The organism is Citrobacter cronae, assembly GCF_016893685.1.
Lineage (GTDB): Bacteria > Pseudomonadota > Gammaproteobacteria > Enterobacterales > Enterobacteriaceae > Citrobacter > Citrobacter werkmanii.
On the sequence record NZ_CP069763.1, the window covers coordinates 4,966,061 to 4,988,097 of the forward strand.

18 protein-coding genes are annotated in these 22,037 nt (G+C 55.4%); 8 read left to right on the forward strand and 10 right to left on the reverse strand.

Annotation, left to right across the window (positions count from 1 at the left end):
• The first annotated feature begins 194 nt into the window (after positions 1 to 194).
• Positions 195 to 1,472 (forward strand): stationary phase inducible protein CsiE, encoded by a 1,278-nt coding sequence (gene csiE / locus JSN25_RS21500; RefSeq protein WP_038642650.1) that lies wholly within the window; start codon positions 195 to 197, stop codon positions 1,470 to 1,472.
• Here the strand turns inward: csiE and JSN25_RS21505 are convergent.
• From JSN25_RS21505 to JSN25_RS21520, 4 genes are all read right to left on the reverse strand, one after another.
• On the reverse strand, positions 1,467 to 2,615 hold the full coding sequence (locus JSN25_RS21505) for a 3-phenylpropionate MFS transporter (RefSeq protein WP_069324448.1): 1,149 nt from the start codon (positions 2,613 to 2,615) through the stop codon (positions 1,467 to 1,469). The two genes, csiE and JSN25_RS21505, sit on opposite strands and share 6 nt — an antisense overlap.
• Positions 2,616 to 2,703: 88 nt before the next feature.
• Positions 2,704 to 3,546 carry an aldose 1-epimerase gene (locus tag JSN25_RS21510; protein ID WP_137347042.1) on the reverse strand — a complete coding sequence of 281 codons (843 nt, stop codon included), beginning with the start codon at positions 3,544 to 3,546 and terminating at the stop codon, positions 2,704 to 2,706.
• The gene (locus tag JSN25_RS21515; RefSeq protein WP_150345310.1) at positions 3,546 to 4,985 is read right to left on the reverse strand and encodes a sugar porter family MFS transporter; all 1,440 of its coding nucleotides are present in this window, start codon (positions 4,983 to 4,985) and stop codon (positions 3,546 to 3,548) included. Before JSN25_RS21515 ends, JSN25_RS21510 begins: the two co-directional genes overlap by 1 nt.
• Before the next feature lie 72 nt (positions 4,986 to 5,057).
• Positions 5,058 to 8,324 carry a DUF5107 domain-containing protein gene (locus tag JSN25_RS21520; protein ID WP_204525339.1) on the reverse strand — a complete coding sequence of 1,089 codons (3,267 nt, stop codon included), beginning with the start codon at positions 8,322 to 8,324 and terminating at the stop codon, positions 5,058 to 5,060.
• Positions 8,325 to 8,438: 114 nt separating this feature from the next.
• Between JSN25_RS21520 and JSN25_RS21525 the strand changes: the two genes are divergently transcribed.
• Entirely contained in the window at positions 8,439 to 9,632 is a 1,194-nt protein-coding gene (locus JSN25_RS21525; protein ID WP_204525340.1) for an ROK family transcriptional regulator, read from the forward strand.
• Positions 9,633 to 9,635: 3 nt separating this feature from the next.
• Here the strand turns inward: JSN25_RS21525 and hcaR are convergent, their stop codons facing one another.
• Positions 9,636 to 10,529, reverse strand: coding sequence for a DNA-binding transcriptional regulator HcaR (gene hcaR, locus JSN25_RS21530; RefSeq protein ID WP_121529406.1), 894 nt, complete (start codon positions 10,527 to 10,529; stop codon positions 9,636 to 9,638).
• Positions 10,530 to 10,664: 135 nt separating this feature from the next.
• Between hcaR and hcaE the strand changes: the two genes are divergently transcribed.
• The 5 genes from hcaE to hcaD are packed head-to-tail and all read left to right on the forward strand — an operon-like array spanning position 10,665 to position 14,882.
• Positions 10,665 to 12,026 carry a 3-phenylpropionate/cinnamic acid dioxygenase subunit alpha gene (gene hcaE, locus JSN25_RS21535; RefSeq protein ID WP_087856404.1) on the forward strand — a complete coding sequence of 454 codons (1,362 nt, stop codon included), beginning with the start codon at positions 10,665 to 10,667 and terminating at the stop codon, positions 12,024 to 12,026.
• Positions 12,023 to 12,541, forward strand: a complete 519-nt coding sequence (gene hcaF, locus JSN25_RS21540; protein ID WP_174330084.1) for a 3-phenylpropionate/cinnamic acid dioxygenase subunit beta — start codon at positions 12,023 to 12,025, stop codon at positions 12,539 to 12,541. Before hcaE ends, hcaF begins: the two co-directional genes overlap by 4 nt.
• A complete protein-coding gene (gene hcaC / locus JSN25_RS21545) occupies positions 12,541 to 12,861 on the forward strand; it encodes a 3-phenylpropionate/cinnamic acid dioxygenase ferredoxin subunit (RefSeq protein ID WP_038642667.1) in 321 nt (106 codons plus the stop codon). Before hcaF ends, hcaC begins: the two co-directional genes overlap by 1 nt.
• A complete protein-coding gene (gene hcaB / locus JSN25_RS21550) occupies positions 12,858 to 13,670 on the forward strand; it encodes a 3-phenylpropionate-dihydrodiol/cinnamic acid-dihydrodiol dehydrogenase (RefSeq protein ID WP_085049308.1) in 813 nt (270 codons plus the stop codon). Before hcaC ends, hcaB begins: the two co-directional genes overlap by 4 nt.
• A gap of 9 nt (positions 13,671 to 13,679) precedes the next feature.
• Complete coding sequence (gene hcaD, locus JSN25_RS21555; protein WP_204525341.1) at positions 13,680 to 14,882, forward strand: phenylpropionate dioxygenase ferredoxin reductase subunit; 1,203 nt, start codon at positions 13,680 to 13,682, stop codon at positions 14,880 to 14,882.
• A gap of 78 nt (positions 14,883 to 14,960) precedes the next feature.
• On the opposite strand, the gene glyA is transcribed toward hcaD, so the two are convergent.
• Complete coding sequence (glyA, locus tag JSN25_RS21560) at positions 14,961 to 16,214, reverse strand: serine hydroxymethyltransferase (protein WP_032939458.1); 1,254 nt, start codon at positions 16,212 to 16,214, stop codon at positions 14,961 to 14,963.
• Positions 16,215 to 16,540: 326 nt separating this feature from the next.
• Here glyA and hmpA point away from each other — a divergent pair, with 326 nt between their 5' ends.
• Complete coding sequence (gene hmpA, locus JSN25_RS21565) at positions 16,541 to 17,731, forward strand: NO-inducible flavohemoprotein (RefSeq protein ID WP_069324438.1); 1,191 nt, start codon at positions 16,541 to 16,543, stop codon at positions 17,729 to 17,731.
• A 101-nt stretch (positions 17,732 to 17,832) separates the two neighbouring features.
• Here the strand turns inward: hmpA and glnB are convergent, their stop codons facing one another.
• From glnB to qseE, 4 genes are read right to left on the reverse strand one after another with little or no spacing between them, the layout of a single operon-like run.
• On the reverse strand, positions 17,833 to 18,171 hold the full coding sequence (gene glnB, locus JSN25_RS21570) for a nitrogen regulatory protein P-II (protein ID WP_000717694.1): 339 nt from the start codon (positions 18,169 to 18,171) through the stop codon (positions 17,833 to 17,835).
• A 60-nt stretch (positions 18,172 to 18,231) separates the two neighbouring features.
• Positions 18,232 to 19,566, reverse strand: coding sequence for a two-component system response regulator GlrR (gene glrR, locus JSN25_RS21575; RefSeq protein WP_304441077.1), 1,335 nt, complete (start codon positions 19,564 to 19,566; stop codon positions 18,232 to 18,234).
• Positions 19,566 to 20,309 (reverse strand): two-component system QseEF-associated lipoprotein QseG, encoded by a 744-nt coding sequence (qseG, locus tag JSN25_RS21580; protein ID WP_038642680.1) that lies wholly within the window; start codon positions 20,307 to 20,309, stop codon positions 19,566 to 19,568. The genes glrR and qseG overlap by 1 nt, the downstream gene beginning before the upstream one ends.
• Before the next feature lie 22 nt (positions 20,310 to 20,331).
• On the reverse strand, positions 20,332 to 21,762 hold the full coding sequence (gene qseE, locus JSN25_RS21585) for a two component system sensor histidine kinase QseE/GlrK (RefSeq protein ID WP_137350969.1): 1,431 nt from the start codon (positions 21,760 to 21,762) through the stop codon (positions 20,332 to 20,334).
• Between the last annotated feature and the right edge of the window lie 275 nt (positions 21,763 to 22,037).

A 22,037-nucleotide genomic window follows, 5' to 3' on the forward strand; every position in this document is an offset into this window, starting at 1 on the left:
TTTTTTATATGTAAACTAAAGATAAAACCGTGAAAAAGTGGATTAACGCGCTGCGTTTCACTACCGCTATCTGTTCCGCACGTTAAAAATTCTGTGACGCTCCCCAGCATTCCTGGTGTAAAGCTTTCCATTCCGCAAATCTATGCGCAAACTTTAACTATTCTTATCAAACATACTCACGGGAGATTCTACAGATGATGTCAACGCTCGCCCCGCCATCTGTACTTTCCGCTCCCCAACGCCGTTGCCAGGTACTGCTGACGCTTTTTCTGCCGGGGCAGATTGCTACCGCGCAGACCTTCAGCAGTCTCAATGGCGTCGATGATGCCACCGTTCAGGAGGATATCATTGGCGCGGGGCTCGAAATCCAGCGCTATCATCGGCTCGCCATTACTTCCGCCCAGAATGGCGGCTATACGATCGAAGGCGCCCCGCTGAACCAGCGGCTGTGCCTGTTGCATTGGCTGCGCCGTGGCCTGCGGATCTGCCCGACGTTTATCACGCAACATTTCACACCCACATTGAAAATGGCGCTTAAACAGCAGGGCATAGCGCGCACGTTGTATGATGACACCAATCTGCATGCGCTGATTAACCTCTGCTCCCGACGCTTGCAAAAGCCCTTTGAGTGCCGTGATATCCAGTTCCTGCGGCTGTTTTTACAATACTGCCTGCTGCAACATCACGCGGGGATCACCCCGGAGTTTAATCCGCTCCAGCAGCGCTGGGCGCAATCCTGCGCGGAGTATGCGCTCGCTGAGGAGATTGCCCGCCACTGGCAACGTCACGTCATGCAAAGTGCGCCGCCGGGCGAATCGCTGTTTATGGCATTGCTGTTCTCAATGATTCGCATCCCCGATCCCATCCGCGATAACCACCAGCAGGATCGCCGTTTGCGTCTGGCTATCGCGCGGCTGGTGCTGCGTTTTCGCGAGTATGGCAACGTTCGCTTCAGCGATGAACAAGGGCTGAACGACCAGCTGTATATCCACCTTGCCCAGGCTCTGAACCGCAGTTTGTTTGCCATTGGTATTGATAACACGCTGCCGGAGGAGTTCAGCCGACTTTATCCCCGGCTGGTTCGCACCACCCGCGAGGCGATACACGGATTCGAAGCGGAATACGAAGTGCAATTTTCAGAAGAAGAGATCGGTCTGGTAGCGGTGATTTTCGGTGCCTGGCTGATGCAGGAGAAGGATTTGCACGAAAAGCAGATTATCCTGCTGACCGGCAGTAATGAACAACTCGAAGCGCATATTGAACAGCAGCTACGCGAACTGACGCTACTGCCGCTCAACGTAAAACATATGCCAATGCAGGACTTTCAAAAAGAGGGTGCGCCGCGCGGCGTAACGCTGATCGTCACACCGTACACTACGCCGCTGCCGCTGTTTTCACCACCGTTGATTCATGCGGATCTGGCGCTGACGTCTCACCAGCAGCAGCAGATCCGCAAAATCCTCGAATCATAACGTCGCAGGCTGCGCCACTACTTTCGGGCGCAGCACGATAGCCGGTAGCGCCACCAGCGCCATCACCCAGAATACGCCGCTGCCCAGGTTTTGGTACAGGTAGCCAGCGAAAACGGTCATAATGGCGATACTGCCGCCCATCGCTATCGCGGAGTAGACCGCTTGTAAACGAATCACTTCGCTGCCCTGTCGCGCCGCGATATAGCGCATTGCCGCCAGGTGGCAGACGGTGAAGGTACCGCAGTGCAGGATCTGCACCACAATCAGCCACGGTAGTTCGGTGCTCCAGCCCATCAGCCCCCAACGCGCCACGCCGCAAACGGCGGAAAGCAACAGCAGATCGCGGGCGCTAAAGCGGCGGAACAGCTTGTGGCTAAGCGCGAAGATAATGACTTCCGCCACCACGCCCAATGACCATAAATAGCCCACCGCCGAAGCGGAATAACCAGCAGACTGCCAGTAAATGGCGCTAAAACCGTAATAGGCGGCATGCGCGCCCTGCAGCAGACTCACGCAGGCAAGAAAACGCCAGCTTTGCGTTATTAACGCGCGCCATGCGGGCCATCCCGCACTCTCCTGCTGACGGGTTTCACCTGCTGGCTGCACGCTCGGACGAATCATCATGCCCAGCAGCATCGAGGCGACGCCAAGCGACAGCAGAATAAGGATCACCCGATAGTCAAACAGGCTCACCAGCTTACCGGTCAGCGCAGAGCCAATCACAAAGGCCACGGATCCCCACAGTCGAACCCGCCCGTAATCCATGGTTATCTGTTTTTGCCAGGTGTTAGCCAGCGCGTCGGTCAGCGGCACCAACGGTGAGAAAAACAGGTTAAATCCGACCATCACCACCATCAGCCACGCCACGTTGGTCCCCGCCCAGAAGGCCAGCGCAAACACCAATGTCAACAGAGCCAGAATACGTAAAGCGGTAATCAGACGAGAGGGATCGCTCACGCGCGGCGCAATCAGCAAGCTACCGAGAAAACGGGCAATCAGCCCCGCGCCCAGCAGTAAACCAATGGTTTCCGGCGTCAGCCCCAACCCTTCGAGCCAGACGCTCCAGAAAGGCAGAAAAATACCGTAGCTAAAGAAATAGGTGAAATAACCGAGCGCCAGCCAGCGCGTGGAATGCAAAGCCATGAATCCCTCCCGTTTGGAGACGGTAGTCTGGCGATAAACTCTGGCTGGCGCAAGAGACCATTAACAGGCAGATAACATGATTTTCGCCCTATTCGACACAAATTTGCATCGCAAAATGACAGCGTTCTCCCTGCGCTAAAACCTGCAATCCCGGCTGCCCCTGCATGTGGTGGGCATTCACCGGATGCGTCTGCGGCTCCAGGCACAGGAATGGTTCACCCGACATTCTGAACAGCATCAGCCACGGAGTTTGCGCTAAAATCGTGACTTTCATCACATCGCGCTGAATAACGGCCCGCCCGCTCCAGCCAGAATAACCCACATTCAACCAGGCATCTTCACCGTATTGCGCATGCATGAAATCCGCTGCGGGTGGAATATCACTTTGCCAGTCCAGTGGCAGATGCTGTTCCCCCTCCGGCCAATAGCCGCTGGCGGTGAACTGGGCCGTACTGTACGTATCAAAGGCGAAAAACGGATGGAACCCGCAGCCATAGATCATCGGTCGTTCCCCGCAATGGGTGAGCGTCAATGAAGCATGCAGGCTCGAAGCTTCCAGTTGGTAGCAAATCTGCGCCGTATAGTCGTAGCCACAGGGATGCCAACTGCGCAACTGTAGCAAACAACCGCTTGGTGTCGCGGTGATAACCCGCCAGCGCTGCAGCCAGCCGTCACCGTGCAGGAAGAAGTGTTCATCCGCCTCATGGTGCGGTAGCACAACCTCTTCCCCACGTAGCATAAAACGGTTGCCCGCCACTCGGTTTGCCACCGGCAGCATCGGGAACAGGCCGCAATCACCGGGCTGCTGACCATGACCTTCACGTAATATTGCCCGTTGATGTTGTAACGAAACCAGACTCAATAGCGAACCGCCCTGCGGATCTACGCACATCCGTAGATGTGCGTTTTGAAGCATCAGCAGAGAATTCATTAGCGGGTGCTTCGTTGTTGGCTTGATGCGCCAACTTTCGTATGCTGCGCCGCCAGCTGTTCCTCCAGCGCTTCCAGCGTCACGCCTTTGGTTTCCGGCACATTACGCAGAATATAGATAAAGCCCATCGCGCAAATCACACCGTAGAGCAGGAAGCTTCCCGATGCGCCCAGACTCGCATTCAGCAGTGGGAAGGTATAGGTCAGCAGGAAGCAGGCAATCCACAACGCCAGCGTGCCGAACGACATCGCTAACCCGCGTACTCGGTTGGGGAAAATTTCGGACAGCAGCACCCAGGTTACCGGGGCCAGCGTCAGGGCGTAAATGGCGATCGCCGCCAGCACCAGTACCAAAACCGGCCAGCCCAGAATGCCCAACCCGTATGCCCCGGCAATGAGTACGTAGATAACCGTCAGCCCTGATGCACCAAACAGCATCAGTTTACGACGCCCAATTTTGTCCACCAGCGGCAGAGCGGCAAGGGTAAAGACCAGATTGATGATCCCGGTCGCTACGATCGATTTTAACGTGCCGTTGATGTCGAATCCGGCAGAAGCAAATATCTCCTGCGCATAGTTGAAAATAACGTTGATCCCACACCACTGCTGGAACACTGCCAGCACCATGCCAATAATCACTATCGGTTTGATCTGCGGTTGTAACAGTGATGACCACGCGACCTTGTGGTTATCTTTTTGTAGCGTATGTTCAATCTCTTTCAGCGTTTGCCCGGCATATTCCGCCGAACCAATGCGCTGCAGCATGGTGCGCGCACGTTCGGCTTTTCCTGCCTTCACCAACCAGCGCGGCGATTCAGGGACAAAGAACATCAGCACCAGGAAAATTACCGCGGGCACTAATTCAGCGCCAAACATCCAGCGCCAGCCCGTCTGACCGTTCCAGCTTTCCACAATCGCCTGCTGCGTAGCGCCTGTAGCGACAGGTTCGGCAATCATCAGGTTGATAAGCTGCGCCGCCAGGACGCCAATGACGATGGTGAGTTGGTTAACGGCAACAAAGCGACCACGCTTTTCCGCCGGGCTGACCTCAGCGATATACAGCGGGCTTAGCGCGGATGCCAGACCAATCCCCACGCCGCCAACGATGCGATAGACAACAAACATGTCAAAATTGCTGGCAACTGCTGTTCCCCAGGCTGAAGCGCTAAAAAGGATTGCCGAGAGAATCAGCGGCATCTTTCGGCCAAACTTATCGGCACACCAGCCGGAAATCAGCGCACCAAAGATACAACCAACCAGCGCCGAGCTCATCGCCCAGCCAGATTGCGCCGGATCGGTAATCGAAAAATAAGCTTCATAGAAGGGCTTTGCCCCGCCGATCACCACCCAGTCATAGCCAAACAGTAAACCACCGCAGGCGGCAACCAGGCAGATAGTCCAGACGTAACCAATCTTTAAATGTGTCTGCGCGTTATTCATTATGATTCCTCTTTCAGGGAAACGCAGGGAACAGAAGGTTTCGGGTGAGGTTGCCCCCACCCGTTTCGGGTATTACTGGAACAGCCTTACGTTAATGGCGTGACGCAGCAGTAACGCCTTGTCATGTGCCGGATTGAGTTGCAGAAGCTCATCAAGATCGCGCTGGCAAGCAGAACTATTTCCCAGCCCCAGATGCCCAAGCGCATTGATAAACAGGCAGTGTTGCTGGTGTTTTGCTTGTGCTGAGGTATCCAGCACCACCAGATCGGGCAGCGATACGGCAAAGAAATCGACATCCGGGACGTTGTCGCGATGCGACTCAACCCATTGCAGGAAGCTGTTGAACAGAGCGTCCGCCTGTGCATCATCGCCGAGTTTTCTCTGCGCCATACCCTGCCAGAAGAGATAGTCCACCGGCTGGTCGTTGTAGTAACGTCCGGCATCCAGTGAGCTACCGCCACGCGTGGCACGGGAGAAATAGCGCCGGGACTCCTCGAAATGCCCCTGCTGCTGGGCGCAATAACCCAGCAAATACCAGATGTCATTATCCGTTTGCCCAGGCAGGCGCCCCTCTCCAAGGTTTTGCGGGTAGTGCAGCGCCTGTTGCAGTTGCGTGATGGCGGTTTGCGGGTCGCCCGACTGAACGGCCTCCAGTGCGCGATGCATCTGATTCAGCAAATATTGCCCGGTGGCTTTGCCTTCTCCCCCCTCCCACGGATGAAATACACGCTCACGTAATATTGCCGCGGCCTCGTCGTAGCGCCCCAATCCATTCCACAGACTAAGCAGTTCCACCGTCAGATCGTCACGATGGAAGACAATATCTTTGCTGGCTTCCAGTCGTTGCAAACGCTGTTCAGCCGGTTGCGCCATCAGCTTTTTGAGATAGTCGAGTTCGAACAGGAAACGGGCATTTTGCGGCTCCAGTGCTACGGCCTGCGACAGATACTGCATCGCCTGCTGTGCATCGTGCTGTTTGTTCCAGGCATAGATACCCAATAAGCGATGCACTGGGGCAAAATCCGGCTCCTGCGCAAGGGTAAATTGCCAGCAGGAGACCGCCTCGTCATAGCAGCGTTTGCTGTACCAGAAACAGCCGAGCAAATAGCGGGCAAAAGCGCTCTGCTCGAGGGTTTGCAGCATCTGTACTTCATCCAGCGTATTGGGAAAACGGACGCGATTTTGCAGACACTTACGCGCTCGTTCGATGAAAGGTTGCGGATTGTCGCTCAGCGAAGCGCGCCACAGCATCGGTAGCGTTTCCTGGCTGTCGAGCAGTTCCAGCACGCCACGGGCAGCATCTTTTTGCCCCAATGCGATCAACCAGCCAGCCAGTTCACACGCGTTGGTACCGCGCCGCCCGGTAATCGAGATTAGCGCCTGTGCCGTCGCTTCATCCTGACAAATAGCCCAGCGCGCATAGTGCAGGGTGTAACTCAGCGGATAATCAACCAGCTGTTGGCGAATGTATTCCAGCGCTTGCGCATTGCGATCAAGCTTAGCCAGCGCCAGCGCTTTCAGTCCCATCGCCAGGTTATTACTGCCGTTAAAACGCAGGCTCTGCTCGACTTTTTCCAACGCGCCGGCATAGTCCTGACGTTTCATCGCCAGGCGCGCTAACGACCAGAAAGCCGCATCCCGGCAGTTGCCGCTCCAGCTCGCCTTATAATAATTATCCCAGGCGCTTTCATCGTCGCCCTGGCGTTCCTGCGCGGCGGCCAGCAGCATACTCGCCTCGCCATCACGCGGATTCTTATTGAGCTTGTGCGCCCGTTCCAGCGCCTTGCCCGCGCAATGGGCTGCTAATGCCCAGTCCGCGCGGTTTAGCGCCAGCGTCCCCAGCGCCACATTATTGCGATAATCAAGCGGGTCGACTTCCAGCGCGCGGCGGTAATAGTCTTCGGCATAGCGGCTGGCGTGGTTGTACTGCTCCAGATGCTGACCAATAAAATAGAGTTCATCGGTATTAGCAATCGCTTCTGGCTGAGCTGGCGCGCTGGCCGCCGAGGGTAGTGGTAATTCTTGCGCCAGGTGCTCTTCGTACTGCAACAGCACAGTGCCATCGGCGCGAGTAACGGTCATCGTTACCCGGGCATGACCATTGTCAGACACATCGGCTAACCAGCTCTGCCCCGGCTCAAGGGTGAGTGTATTCTCAAAGAACGGCTCCCCGTGTGCCGCAAGCGTAACCTGAACATCGCGTAGCGGCGCTATCGCATAAACGCCCACTGAAAGTTGGCTTCCCTCACGCACCAGCCGAAGCGCCAGTTGCGTGCTGGCGTTTTGCACCATGCCAAGTTCGCTGTAGGGCAGGAAGTTTTGCACGAAAACTTTCTCTTCGTACGGCGCAAGCCAGGTGAAATCCGGTTGGTTATCGGTAAAGACCCCGGTCATCAGTTCGATATACGGACCGTTGTCATCGGTGAGATTACGATCCCAGGCAACGCCAAAGTCGCCGTATCCCCAGGTCCACTGTTTTTTCCCCGGCGAAACATGGTGGTCCGCCACGTGCAGTAATCCGCCGCGTTCGCCGTGGTGCCAGGCGCCGACAAAGTCATAATCCGATTTTTCCGCCATATAAGAGGTCGGAACGGGTACGTTTTTGTAGCGAGAGATATCCACGCCCGCCGAGTAATCCACTTTGTAGTAGGTGCCAGTAGCGACAGGAAACGCTGAAACATCGCGCTTGCCGTGGTCGAATACCGCGGTTACATCCGGCGGAAACACGCTCTGATGATCGTCGCCGCCTTTCACCGCCGGATTCGCCCACCACAGGAAGTGGCGCGGCGTGGCGTTACCGTTAAACACCTTCCCGGTTATTTCGATCAGCGCGCGATCCGGATACAGTGTGAATCCGGTCATCACCTGTAAACCACGCATGGGTTCAACCTCCCCCATCCACACGGTATATTCACCCTGCTCGCCCTGCTGCTGCGTAAAATCAACCGGCATAAAGGTGGTTGGACGATGATGCTGCGGCCAGTTGAACTCAATGCCGCCAGAGATCCATGGCCCAAGCAGGCCAACCAACGCTGGTTTCACCACTTCGTTGTAGTAGACGAAATCACGTTGCTGCACTTTGTCATACGCACGATGGATACGTCCGCCTAATTCCGGCAGCAGCATGATGCGAATGAAGTCATTCTCCATCCACACCGCCTGATAGTCGCGCATTTCACGCTTGCCGGTCAGGGTATCAATCACGCCGTAGGGATAAACCGCACCAGAGGATCCCTGATACACCCTTTTCTCCAGAAACATCGGGTTAGCGTCTTCTTCACCCACCGTCCACGTTGGGAGGGTGATCGTTTCCTGCCAGACTTTAACTGAACCGTACATGCCGCTCTCCACTCAATAAAAAAAAGTAAAAATTTAACCTGAGGCTATTCTGCGGCAGTTAAGTGGCGTTAAAATGCGCAATGCTCACGCAATATAGTAAAGGGAGTTAAGTGTATGCAGCGTTCGGGATTCAATAACGCCAGGGTACGTCAAGCAAATAAACAGATCTTTTTGTCGCATCTATGGCGGGAAAAACAGCTTAGCAAGTCGCAGTTGGCGCAGCTGACCAGTCTGTCGATCCCGGCGGTCAGCAATATTCTTGAAGAGCTGATGGATGAAGGGAGAATCAGCCATTCGCGAGAGACGTTAAGCCAGCGCGGTTTGAGTAGCGGCAGTTATCATTTGCCAGAAACAGGCGCCTGGACGCTCTGCATCAACGTCACCCCCACCAGCATCACCAGCCAACTGGCGGACGCGCGTCTGGTGGCCGTCGGCGACTGGCGCCATGAGGTCATTAATCCTGATACGCCAAAAGCGCTGCTGAGAGCATTGGCGGCACACTGGCGAGAATACCGTCGGCAATTTCCAGAGGTTACGATTAATCTGGCGCTGGGCGTGCACGGCCAGGTTGATCCGATTACCGGCGCATCAAAAACCATGCCTCAGGCTCCGTGGAAAACACCGGTGGAAATAAAATACCTGCTTGAGGAGATGCTTGGTGTGCAGGTCCGGCTGGACAATGACTGCGTGATGCTGGCGCTGGCGGAAAAGTGGCAAAATCCGGCGGCTAACGGTGATTTTTGTGTGATTAACGTTGATTACGGCATTGGCTCATCGTTTGTCGTCAACGATAACATCTGGCGGGGCAGTTTGTACGGCAGCGGTCAGATTGGTCATACAATAATTGATCCGGACGGGGTTGCCTGCGACTGTGGCCGTTATGGGTGTCTGGAAACGGTGGCGTCATTAAGCGCACTGAAAAAGCAGGCTCGAGTGTGGATGAAATCGCAACCGACATCCCTGTATGATCCCCAAACGCTGACGACCGACCAGCTTATTGATGCCTGGAGGCACGGAGATGTTCGCATTCAGGCGTGGGCCGAACATGCCGCCAGCGCCATTGGCCTGAGTCTGTACAATTTTCTAAATATATTAAATATTAATCAAATCTGGCTGTATGGTCGTAGCTGCGCCTTCGGCGAGAGCTGGCTCAATACGCTGGTGCAGCAAACCGGATTTAATCCGTTCGATCATGGCGATAACCCACGAGCCCGGGCAACGCAGATCGGTTTCGGTAAGCTTAATCGCGCTCAGCAACTGATGGGCATCGGCTATCTGTATGTCGAGTCGCAGCTTAGCGAGCTGTAGTCGTTAATCCACAACGCTCACGGCTAAACGTTCATGCACCGTGGCGATAAAGTCGGTCAGCGCCGGTTTCAGCGCCCCCTTTTTCCACGCCATCAGCAGCGCAATGGTTGGAACATCGCCAACAATAGGGCGAAAAACCACCTGCCCGGTATTAAAATTATTCATATAACCGGGTATCAAAGTCACCCCCAACCCCATGCTGACCAGGTTCATGGTCACCAGAATATTGGTCGCCACCTGCACGATATTGGGCTGGCTTTTTTGCTGCTGAAACCAGTTTTTGACAATCATCGCTAACGCGCCGGAATAGGCCGGATCGGTACTGACAAAATTGACGCCGTGCAGTTGCTGTGCCGATATCGCTTTCTCATTAGCGAGTGGATGATTCACCGGTAACACCACCACCAGCGGCTCATGAATCAGCTCCAGATAATCCAGTTCCGGGCTGTAAACCGGATGACGCATTAAGCCAACGTCAAGCTCTCCGCGCAGGATCTTCTCCTCCTGCTCAGTGGTGATCAAACTGACCAGTTCAATATGCATATCCGGTTGTTTTAAACGAAACAAAGGCAGCACTTTGGGCAACAGATTTACCTCTGCGGAAGGGACAAAGCCGATGGCGAAATGGTTATCTTCCTGCACCGTTTTACGGGCGCGAACTTTGGCATTTTCCGCCTGCTCGAGGATAACCAACGCATCCTGTAAAAAACATTCACCCGCTGCCGTTAACGCAACTTTGCGCTTGTCCCGCACCAGCAAGGGAACCCCCACACAGGTCTCCAGATCGCGGATCTGACTGCTTAACGAGGGCTGAGAGGTATGCAGTTTTTCTGCCGCCCGGGTGAAATTCAGCGCCTGCGCCACCGCCACAAAATAGCGTAAGTGCCTCAGTTCCATGCCCTTCTCCTTGTTATCGAAAAAATGTCTCAACTGGTAGAAATTTACTATTTCACAGATTGATAACTAACCAGCAACATCCTTAGGGTACAAAAAAAGAAGGTCAATACATCTTAGCTTTCAGGATTAAAAAATATGACCATACCCTCAAATTTAGACATCTACCGACTGATCGACACGCAAAACGGTCGCGTAACCCCACGTATTTATACCGACCCTGAAATTTACCAACTGGAGCTGGAACGCATCTTCGGACGTTGCTGGCTGTTTCTCGCCCACGAAAGCCAAATCCCCAAACCGGGCGATTTCTTTAACACTTATATGGGCGAAGACGCCGTGGTGGTGGTGCGCCAGAAGGACGGCAGCATCAAAGCGTTTCTCAACCAGTGCCGCCACCGCGCGATGCGCGTGAGTTATGCCGACTGCGGTAACACCCGCGCCTTCACCTGCCCGTATCACGGCTGGTCATACGGCATTAACGGCGAGCTGATCGACGTGCCGCTGGAGCCGCGCGCCTACCCACAAGGGTTGTGCAAATCCCACTGGGGGCTGAACGAAGTGCCATGCGTCGAGAGCTACAAAGGGCTGATTTTCGGTAACTGGGATACCACCGCGCCGAATCTTCGCGATTATCTCGGCGACATCGCCTGGTATCTCGACGGCGTGCTGGATCGCCGTGAAGGCGGCACTGAAATCGTCGGCGGCGTACAGAAGTGGACCATCGACTGTAACTGGAAATTCCCCGCTGAACAGTTCGCCAGCGACCAGTATCACGCGTTGTTCAGCCACGCCTCTGCCGTACAGGTATTGGGCGCGAAAGACGACGGCAGCGACAAACGCCTGGGAGACGGTCAAACCGCCCGCCCGGTGTGGGAAACCGCCAAAGACGCGCTACAGTTCGGCCAGGATGGACACGGCAGCGGCTTCTTCTTTACCGAGAAACCGGACGCCAACGTCTGGGTCGACGGCGAAGTCTCCAGCTACTATCGCGATACCTATGAAGAGGCTGAGCAGCGTCTGGGTAAGGTTCGTGCACTGCGTCTCGCCGGTCACAACAATATTTTCCCCACGCTCTCCTGGCTGAACGGCACCGCCACGCTGCGCGTCTGGCATCCGCGTGGGCCGGACAAAGTCGAAGTGTGGGCGTTCTGCATCGCCGATAAAGCCGCCTCTGATGACGTCAAAGCCGCTTTTGAAAACAGCGCCACCCGCGCCTTCGGCCCGGCAGGGTTCCTTGAGCAGGACGACTCGGAAAACTGGTGTGAGATTCAAAAACTGCTCAAAGGCCACCGGGCACGCAACACCAACCTGTGCCTGGAGATGGGTCTCGGCCAGGAAAAACGTCGTGAAGACGGCATTCCGGGGATCACTAACTACATTTTCTCGGAAACCGCCGCCCGCGGCATGTATCAGCGTTGGGCCGATTTATTAAGCAGCGAAAGCTGGCAGGAAGTGCAGGAAAAAACCGCCGCATACCAGCAGGAGGTGATGAAATGAGCGCGTTAGTCTCCCCTGAGCTGCATCACCGCATCAGCCAGTTTCTGTATGAAGAAGCGCGTTTGCTGGACGACTGGCAGTTCCGCGACTGGCTGGCGCAGCTGGATGACGACATTCGTTACACCATGCGCACCACGGTGAATGCCCAGACGCGCGACCGCCGTAAAGGCGTACAGCCGCCGACCACCTGGATTTTCAACGACAATAAAGACCAGCTTGAACGCCGTATCGCGCGGCTGGAAACCGGCATGGCGTGGGCCGAAGAGCCACCTTCCCGCACCCGCCACATGATCAGCAACCTGCAGGTGAGCGAAACCGACCAGCCGGACGTGTTCGCCGTGCGCCTGAACTATCTGCTGTACCGCGCACAAAAAGAGCGTGACGAGACGTTCTACGTCGGCACGCGCATGGATAAGGTCCGTCGTCTGCCGGGCGACGAATGGCGCTTACTGGAGCGTGAGATCGTGCTCGATCAGGCGGTGATCACCTCCCACAACCTGAGTGTACTGTTCTGATGAGCCGCATATTTGCCTGCTCCGCCACGGAGCTGCCGGAGGGGGAAGCCCTCCGGCTGGAAACCTCTCCCGTCATCGCGCTGTTTCACGTTGGGGGTGAGTTTTATGCCATTAACGATCGCTGTAGCCACGGTAACGCCTCGATGTCGGAGGGCTATCTGGAAGACGACGCCACGGTGGAGTGCCCGCTGCACGCCGCCAGCTTCTGCCTGAAAACCGGCAAAGCGTTGTGCCTGCCCGCCACCGATCCGCTCACCACCTATGCGGTGCATGTGGAAGGCGGCGAGGTGTTTATTGATTTACCCGAGGAGGCCAGATGAGCGATTTACGCGATAACGTTGTGTTTATTACTGGCGGCGGCTCCGGGCTGGGGCTGGCGCTGGTAGAACGCTTTATTGAAGAAGGTGCGAAAGTCGCCACGCTCGAGCTGTCCGCAGCGAAGATTGCCAGCCTGCGCCAGCGCTTTGGTGAACACGTACTGGCGGTGGAAGGCAACGTGACCTGCTATGCCGACTACCAGCGCGCGGTGGATCGGATCCTCACCACCTTCGGCAAGCTGGACTGTTTTATCGGCAACGCGGGTATCTGGGATCACAACGCTTCGCTGGTCAATACGCCCGCCGAGGCGCTGGAAAGCGGCTTCCACGAGCTGTTTAACGTTAACGTGCTGGGCTATCTGCTGGGCGCCAAAGCCTGCGCCCAGGCATTAATCGCCAGCGAAGGCAGCATCATCTTTACCCTGTCTAACGCCGCGTGGTATCCCGGCGGCGGCGGGCCCCTGTATACCGCCAGCAAGCACGCGGCCACCGGGTTGATTCGCCAGTTGGCCTACGAACTGGCGCCTAAGGTGCGGGTGAACGGTGTCGGCCCATGCGGCATGGCGACCGATCTGCGTGGCCCGCAGGCGCTCGGTCAGAACGATACCTCGATTATGCAGTCGCTGACGCCGGAGAAAATTGCCGCCATTCTGCCGCTGCAGTTCTTCCCCGAACCGGCCGATTTTACCGGCCCGTACGTGATGCTGGCGTCACGGCGCAACAACCGCACGCTGAGCGGCGTGATGATCAATGCCGACGCCGGCCTGGGGATCCGTGGGATCCGCCACGTCGCGGCTGGTCTGGATCTGTAAGGAGTCATCATGAACGAACAGATTATTGCCATCATCGGCGGCGGCCAGGCGGGAGCGATGGCCGCCGCTGCGCTACGTCAGCAGGGGTTTAGCGGACCGTTACACCTCTTTTCTGACGAGGCTCACCTGGCCTACGAGCGCCCGCCGCTGTCAAAAGCGATGCTGCTGGACGATAACCCGCAGCTTCAGCCGGTTCTGCCCTCCAGCTGGTGGCAGGAACACAACGTGCAGTTGCATCTGGGCGTTACGCTACGCGAGATTGATCGCGCCTCGCGTACGTTAACGCTCGCCGATGGGCAAACCTACCGCTGGACTCAGCTGCTGCTGGCTACCGGGGCCGCCGCCAGACCGCTACCGCTGCTGGATGCGCTGGGCGAGCGCTGTTTTACCCTACGTCATGCGGGAGATGCCGAGCGTCTCCGGGCTGCGCTACAGCCAGGAAAATCGATCGTGATTGTCGGCGCGGGCACCATTGGCCTCGAACTGGCGGCCAGCGCCACCCAGCGCGGCTGCCGGGTGACGGTGGTCGAACTGGCATCAACGGTGATGGGCCGTAACGCCCCGGCTCCGGTACGCGATTATTTGCTCGCACGCCATCAGTTAGCCGGCGTGCGGATGTTGCTCAACAGCGCCATTGAGCACGCCCAAGCGGGAGAATTTCTCACGCTCACGCTGCAAAACGGCGAAATACTGAAGGCCGATGCGGTCGTTTACGGCATCGGCATCGTGGCGAACGATACGCTGGCCCGCGACGCAGGGCTGGAAACGGCCAATGGTATTATTGTCGATAGCGCCTGCGCCACCTCCGACCCGGTCATTTTCGCCGCCGGTGATGTGGCGCTCACTCGCCAGCCGGACGGTTCGTTAAAGCGCATAGAAAGCTGGGAAAATGCCAACTTCCAGGCGCAGGTCGCCGCCGCCGCGATGCTCGGTTTACCCCTGCCGGAAGCCACGCCGGGCTGGTTCTGGACCGATCAATACAGCGATAACCTGCAGTTTGTTGGCGAAATGCAAGGAGAAAGTTGGCTCGTACGTGGCGATCCTGATGCGCAGAAAGCAATATGGTTTAGTTTGCAGAATGACGTCGTTGTCGGCGCAGTGACGTTGAATCAGGGTCGGGAAATGCGCTTATTGCGGAAATGGATTCAGGCTAAGAAAAAGCCGCCAGTGGCAGCTTTAGTCGATGAAACAATCTTGCTTAAGTCACTATAACTGGCGGATGTCTCTTCGTTTATCCGGCCTACAGGTGAGTTACCTGTAGGCCGGATAAGGTCCAGCAATCAATATGACTTACGCGTAAACCGGGAAGCGCGCGCAGATATCCAGCACTTTACCTTTGATGCGCTCAATTACCGCTTCATCATTGATATTGTCCAGAACATCACACATCCAGCCAGCCAGCTCTTTCACTTCCGCTTCTTTAAAGCCGCGACGAGTGACAGCCGGGGAACCGATACGGATACCGGAAGTCACAAACGGGCTCTTCGGATCGTTCGGTACGCTGTTTTTGTTGACGGTGATGTTAGCACGACCCAGTGCAGCGTCGGCTTCTTTACCGGTCAGGTTTTTATCAACCAGATCCAGCAGGAACAGGTGGTTTTCAGTCCCACCGGAAACCACTTTGTAGCCGCGGTTCAGGAACACTTCCACCATCGCTTTGGCGTTTTTCGCAACCTGCTGCTGGTAAACTTTGAACTCTGGCTCCATCGCTTCTTTCAGCGCCACGGCTTTCGCCGCAATCACGTGCATCAGCGGGCCGCCCTGCGCGCTTGGGAACACGGCGGAGTTCAGTTTTTTGTACAGCTCTTCGTCACCGCCTTTCGCCAGGATCAGGCCGCCGCGCGGACCCGCCAGGGTTTTGTGCGTGGTGGTGGTCACAACGTGAGCGTGCGGAACCGGGTTCGGGTAAACGCCAGCGGCAATCAGACCGGCAACGTGCGCCATGTCGACGAACAGGTATGCGCCGATGCTGTCAGCAATTTCACGCATTTTTGCCCAGTCAACAACGCCGGAGTAGGCAGAGAAGCCACCGATAATCATTTTCGGTTTGTGCTCTTTGGCCTGCTTAGCCATGTCTTCGTAGTCAATTTTACCGGACTCATCAATGCCGTAAGGAATGATGTTGTACAGTTTGCCGGAGAAGTTAACCGGGGAGCCGTGAGTCAGGTGGCCGCCCTGCGCCAGGTTCATACCCAGCACGGTATCGCCCGGCTGCAGCAGCGCGGTGTAGACAGCGAAGTTAGCCTGAGAGCCAGAGTGCGGCTGTACGTTAGCGTAGTCAGCGCCAAACAGCTCTTTAGCGCGATCGATAGCCAGTTGCTCAACGATATCAACGTACTCGCAACCGCCGTAGTAGCGCTTGCCCGGATAACCTTCAGCGTATTTGTTGGTCAGCTGAGAACCCTGCGCCTGCATTACACGCGGGCTGGTATAGTTTTCGGAGGCGATCAGTTCGATGTGCTCTTCCTGACGTACTTTTTCCTGCTCCATAGCCTGCCACAGTTCGGCATCATAATCGGCAATGTTCATTTCACGCTTTAACATCCGCATCTCCTGACTCAGCTAACAAGTAAATTTTGGCCTGAAAAGGCAGTCTTCCAGGACTTCGGCCAACAGTATAACCGAATCATTCTTCGATAACAGGTCTTGACAAAGGATTTTACGCAAACGATTACCTTCACGGCACACAAGGCTTTGGAGAACAAAGGTCTGCTGAATTTCAACGGATTTCTTTTCAGGTTTGTGATGCAGATTTTTCACGATGTAACCTTTACAACGCAAAGTTACAAAGAACCATTTACAATGCAGGGGTATTTTTTATAAGATGCATTTGACATACATCATTAAAGTTTCAGATAAAGGAAGACCGTATGCTTGACGCACAAACCATCGCTACAGTGAAAGCCACCATTCCCCTGCTGGTTGAAACAGGTCCGAAGCTGACCGCCCATTTCTACGATCGCATGTTTACGCATAACCCAGAGCTGAAAGAAATTTTCAACATGAGTAACCAGCGCAATGGCGACCAACGTGAAGCGCTGTTTAACGCCATTGCCGCGTATGCCAGCAACATCGACAACCTGCCAGCGCTGTTGCCAGCCGTTGAGAAAATCGCCCAGAAACATACCAGCTTCCAGATTAAACCAGAGCAGTACAACATCGTAGGAAGTCACCTGCTGGCCACGCTGGACGAAATGTTCAGCCCGGGCCAGGAAGTGCTGGATGCGTGGGGCAAAGCATACGGCGTGCTGGCGGGCGTGTTTATTAACCGTGAAGCGCAAATCTACAGCGAAAACGCCAGCAAAACCGGCGGTTGGGAAGGTACGCGTCCTTTCCGTATCGTGGCGAAAACGCCGCAAAGCCGCGCGATTACCAGCTTTGAGTTTGAACCCGTCGATGGCGGCGCAGTGGCGGAATACCATCCGGGCCAATACCTGGGCGTCTGGCTGAAGCCGGAAGGTTTCCCGCATCAGGAAATCCGTCAGTATTCGCTGACCCGTAAGCCAGATGGCAAAGGCTACCGTATTGCCGTGAAGCGCGAGGACGGTGGTCAGGTTTCAACCTGGCTACATAACCACGCCAATGTCGGCGATGTGGTTCACCTGGCCGCGCCAGCGGGGGATTTCTTTATGGACGTCGCGACCGATACGCCGGTGTCGCTGATTTCCGCAGGCGTGGGCCAAACGCCAATGCTGGCGATGCTGGATACGCTGGCGAAAGCTCATCATACGGCGCAGGTTAACTGGTTCCACGCGGCGGAAAATGGCGATGTACATGCTTTCGCCGATGAAGTAAAAGAACTCGGCAAAACGCTGCCACGCTTTAGCGCACATACCTGGTATCGTGAGCCAAACGAAGCCGATCGCGCGAAAGGTGCGTTTGATAGCATTGGTCTGATGGATCTGAACAAACTGGAAGGGGCAATCAGCGATCCGGCGATGCAGTTTTATCTGTGCGGCCCGGTCGGCTTTATGCAGTTCGCCGCGAAGCAACTGGTCGGTCTGGGCGTGAAAAACGAGAACATTCATTACGAATGCTTCGGCCCGCATAAAGTATTGTAATGTATTACGCGAGTAGGCCGGATAAGGCGTTTACGCCGACATCCGGCAATCACTCTGCCTGATGCGCTACGCTTATCAGGCCTACAAATTAACGGCGCGGCTTAGATTGCCGCGTCGTCTTCTTCACCGGTACGAATACGAATAACGCGCGCCACGTCGAAAACAAAAATCTTACCGTCACCGATTTTACCGGTCTGTGCGGTACGAATAATGGTGTCAACGCAGGTATCGACGATGTCGTCGGGAACCACAATTTCAATTTTTACCTTCGGCAGAAAATCCACCATGTATTCCGCACCACGGTATAACTCGGTATGGCCTTTCTGACGGCCAAACCCTTTCACTTCTGTCACAGTCATACCGGTAATGCCGACTTCAGCCAGCGCTTCACGGACGTCGTCCAGCTTGAAAGGTTTAATAATCGCATCAATCTTTTTCATGCTATTCCTTGAAAAGGTCGCCTGTCTTTTGATCGAATAAAGCTAACATAATCCGCAGATTTATTCTTTGAAATCGTTTGCATCCAGCTCATGGCGAGAAAGCAACTTGTAGAACTCGGTGCGATTGCGCCCCGCCATTCGCGCCGCGTGGGTCACATTGCCTTTTGTGATTTGCAATAGTTTGCGCAGGTAGTTAAGTTCAAACTGATTGCGCGCTTCAACAAAAGTCGGCAGCGCGGTGTTCTCCCCTTCCAGGGCCTGCTCCACCAGCGCATCGCTGATAACCGGCGAAGAGGTCAAGGCCACGCACTGCTCAATCACGTTGACCAACTGGCGTACGTTGCCCGGCCAACTGGCGGTCATCAAACGCTTCATGGCATCGGTCGAGAAGGCACGCACGAAGGGTTTGTGCCGTTCAGCAGACTGTCGCAGCAGGTGGTTTGCCAGCAGCGGAATATCTTCCGTACGCTCGGCAAGCGCCGGGATCTTCAGACTAACCACGTTGAGGCGATAGTACAAATCTTCACGGAACTCGCCCCGCGCCATCGCTTTAGGCAGGTCGCGGTGGGTAGCCGATATAATGCGCACATCAATGTCTATATCGCGGTTACTGCCCAGCGGCCTGACCTTGCGTTCCTGTAAAACGCGCAGCAATTTGACCTGTAACGGCGCGGGCATATCGCCAATCTCATCAAGGAACAGCGTCCCGCCTTCCGCCGCCTGAAACAGGCCCTCGCGATTGCTTACCGCACCGGTAAAGGCGCCGCGCGCATGACCAAACAGTTCGGATTCCAGCAGCTGTTCCGGTAACGCGCCGCAGTTAATAGCAATGAATGGCTTGTGGCTGCGCGGGCTGGCGTTATGAATCGCCTGGGCAAACACCTCTTTCCCGGTTCCGCTTTGACCGTTAATCAATACGCTCACATCCGATTGCGCTACCATCCGCGCCTGTTCTAACAGACGCAGCATCAGCGGGCTGCGGGTGACGATAGACTCACGCCAGCTGTCATCAGTGGCTGGCGCAGACTGTTCCAATGCGCCATCAATCGCGTGGTATAACGCGTCTTTATCAACCGGCTTGGTGAGAAAACTGAATACTCCTTGCTGCGTCGCGGCAACGGCGTCAGGGATGGAACCGTGAGCAGTGAGGATGATAACCGGCATTCCCGGTTGTACTTTCTGGATTTCAGTAAACAGCTGCATGCCGTCCATTTCATCCATACGCAGATCGCTGATAACCAGATCCACTTTTTCGCGGTTCAGCACCCGTAACCCTTCCTGCCCACTTTCGGCGGTTACGACGCTGTAACCTTCGCTGGTCAGTCGCATACCGAGCAATTTCAACAGGCCCGGATCGTCATCCACCAGCAGCAGATGTGCGGGCTTACGGCTTATCATGGTGTGACCTCATCGGCAGATGGCGCAGTGCCATCCTCGTTATCAGGCGTGGTGAGTTTATCATTCCCGTGCGGCGCGTCAGGATTGTAGCTGCCGGCAGGTTTGCGCGTGGAAAGCTGACGTTCTATATCAGTCAGATTCTCCAGCTTACGGGTTGTGAGATCGAGCTGGGACTGCAAATGCTGCTGCTGTTGACGCAGCGTGTCCAGATCGCTGTCCGATGTTTGCTGGAGTTTACTGTAGCGCATACGCTCTTCGGCAAGCTGCAGTTGTAGCGTTTGGCTGCTGAGCCAGACCTGATACAGCGGTCTGACTTGCGGCGGAATTTGCGGACTTAATGCCTCGAGGCGCGTAACAGCCTCCCGCCTTTCAGGTGGCGTAATGTTAGCGTTATCAAGCAGAATCCCGCGTCTGAAAGCCCCCTGCCAGGTATCTGGCATCATCATACTGGCTTCACTGCGCGCCTGTACCGGCATCAGGCGATTGGCGCAATCCATAGCCCGCAGCCAGTACAGTGGGTTTGTCTCTGTAGGCTGGCTCGTCAGGGACCAGATATCCGTACACTCGGTAGCAAGATAGTCCGCCAGTTGGTAAGGCGGAATTTTCTCCTGAGAGGGGTCGCCAGTAACATGATTCACCGCGTTCGGCACGCACCCGGCCAGCGCCAGACACGGCAGGCTCATAAGCAAGACTCGACGGAAAAAATGTCGTTTAAGCATTCGGAAAACAACGTGTGGCATACTCACCAGACTTAGGTTTATTTTAGTGATTTTTTGCAGCAGATAGGGGCAATTCTATGCGAAAACAAACGCTTTGCGCATGGTCATCAACCAGATACAGTTTGCCTCGCATACGGCGGATGCAATCTCTGGCAATGCTCAGCCCCAACCCGCTTCCTTTTACCGCCCCTTTTCGCTGATGGCTACCCTGGAAAAAAGGCTCGAAGATCATGGTCTGTTCTGCTTCTGGAATCGGTGTGCCTGTATTCGTTATATCGATGTATACCGTTGAGCCATGCAAACTGCTGCGAATCCAAATGTTACCGGATTCAGCGCCATAGTGCACCGCATTGGAATAAAGATTGTCCAGCACGCTCATCAACAGCATCGGTTCCGCCAGGCAGGTGTTCGCCTCAAGCGCTACCTCAGTATGTATCATTTTGCCGCGAGCAGGCAGGCTATGTGCAGAAACAACGCTTTCAACCAGCGGCGCGATGTCCACACTCTCAAGCTCAACCACGTCATCCGCCAGTTTGCGGTTGTAATCAAGAAGCTGCTCAATCAGCTTTTGCAGGTTACGGCTGCTGTCATCCAGAATACCGACCACCTCTTTTTGCTCCGGCGTAAGCGGTCCAACAACCTGATCGGCCAGCAACTCCGTCCCTTCACGCATGCTCGCCAGCGGCGTTTTCAGCTCATGGGAAAGATGACGTAAAAACTGATGCCGTTGCGACTCAAGCCAGGAAAGACGTTCGCTCAACCAGATAATGCGCTGACCGACAGACCTCAGCTCACGCGGCCCGGTAAATAATACGCTGTCGCCCAGCGAGCGCCCTTCCCCCAGCCGATTGATCATCCTTTCTATGCCCTTCACCGGGCCGATAATCATACGAGTGAACAGCAGTACCATCGCCAGGCTGACGAGAAACAGCACCAGCGCCTGCCAGCCGAAGAACTGCCCACGTTCAGCAATTTCCTGCTGTAGCTGCTGGCCACGAGAAAAGACCACGGTGCGCGTCGCCTGTACCATCTCGGTATTGGCATTCGCGAACGCTTCCAGCCGGGCTGCCGCTACGCTATCTGGACCGCTGTTATTGCACTGTAATTGCGCGAGGTCGTTGAGATCCTGACGTAACGCCTGATAAAGCTTGGTATCCGGCAACACGCCCGCATGCGCATCCAGCATGTCGCTATAGCGCTTACGCTGACTCTGGTAGACCTTTGCCAACGTTGAGTCATCAAGCACACAATACTGCCGGTAGCTACGCTCCATCTCCAGCGCGGCGTTGGTCATCGCCTCACTGCGTCTGGCGTCAATCAGCGTGGTTCGGTTGGTCAGCGCCGCCTGCGCGCTCAAGGCATTCAGGCTTTGCCACGCCTGCCAGGCCAGAACTAACAACGGCAGCAGAATCAGCAAGAATGCCAACATAACCAATTGACGTAAAGATCGGGGGAAAACTGACCAGCGCTTCAAGGCGTTACTCTCAATGGACAGGAATAGCTTGATGCTAACTGAGGGGAACGCCAGATACAACAAAGCCGGGATTAACCCGGCTTTGTTGTGGAATAAGGCGGTGCCTAACTCGACGTTTCGCCCGGAGGTTGATATGAGCCATGCTAATATCAGATGTTGGACGGCAGGCACCTTGTTGTGCGTCATTCGAAGTTTATGTAGCGCTTCCCGAAGGGGCTGACATAAGAAGGTGAATGAGCCACTGGTTAATATTATGCAGCATCTGTGCCAATATT

What these genes read in the sequence shown, in the direction of transcription:
- JSN25_RS21525 (WP_204525340.1), top strand. Translation starts at nt 8,439, where the DNA reads ATGCAGCGTTCGGGATTCAATAACGCCAGGGTACGTCAAGCAAATAAA.
- JSN25_RS21510 (WP_137347042.1), bottom strand. Translation starts at nt 3,546, where the DNA reads ATGAATTCTCTGCTGATGCTTCAAAACGCACATCTACGGATGTGCGTA.
- csiE (WP_038642650.1), top strand. Translation starts at nt 195, where the DNA reads ATGATGTCAACGCTCGCCCCGCCATCTGTACTTTCCGCTCCCCAACGC.
- hcaF (WP_174330084.1), top strand. Translation starts at nt 12,023, where the DNA reads ATGAGCGCGTTAGTCTCCCCTGAGCTGCATCACCGCATCAGCCAGTTT.
- glyA (WP_032939458.1), bottom strand. Translation starts at nt 16,214, where the DNA reads ATGTTAAAGCGTGAAATGAACATTGCCGATTATGATGCCGAACTGTGG.
- qseG (WP_038642680.1), bottom strand. Translation starts at nt 20,309, where the DNA reads ATGCCACACGTTGTTTTCCGAATGCTTAAACGACATTTTTTCCGTCGA.
- hmpA (WP_069324438.1), top strand. Translation starts at nt 16,541, where the DNA reads ATGCTTGACGCACAAACCATCGCTACAGTGAAAGCCACCATTCCCCTG.
- hcaE (WP_087856404.1), top strand. Translation starts at nt 10,665, where the DNA reads ATGACCATACCCTCAAATTTAGACATCTACCGACTGATCGACACGCAA.
- hcaB (WP_085049308.1), top strand. Translation starts at nt 12,858, where the DNA reads ATGAGCGATTTACGCGATAACGTTGTGTTTATTACTGGCGGCGGCTCC.
- JSN25_RS21520 (WP_204525339.1), bottom strand. Translation starts at nt 8,324, where the DNA reads ATGTACGGTTCAGTTAAAGTCTGGCAGGAAACGATCACCCTCCCAACG.
- glnB (WP_000717694.1), bottom strand. Translation starts at nt 18,171, where the DNA reads ATGAAAAAGATTGATGCGATTATTAAACCTTTCAAGCTGGACGACGTC.
- hcaR (WP_121529406.1), bottom strand. Translation starts at nt 10,529, where the DNA reads ATGGAACTGAGGCACTTACGCTATTTTGTGGCGGTGGCGCAGGCGCTG.
- JSN25_RS21515 (WP_150345310.1), bottom strand. Translation starts at nt 4,985, where the DNA reads ATGAATAACGCGCAGACACATTTAAAGATTGGTTACGTCTGGACTATC.
- JSN25_RS21505 (WP_069324448.1), bottom strand. Translation starts at nt 2,615, where the DNA reads ATGGCTTTGCATTCCACGCGCTGGCTGGCGCTCGGTTATTTCACCTAT.
- hcaD (WP_204525341.1), top strand. Translation starts at nt 13,680, where the DNA reads ATGAACGAACAGATTATTGCCATCATCGGCGGCGGCCAGGCGGGAGCG.
- hcaC (WP_038642667.1), top strand. Translation starts at nt 12,541, where the DNA reads ATGAGCCGCATATTTGCCTGCTCCGCCACGGAGCTGCCGGAGGGGGAA.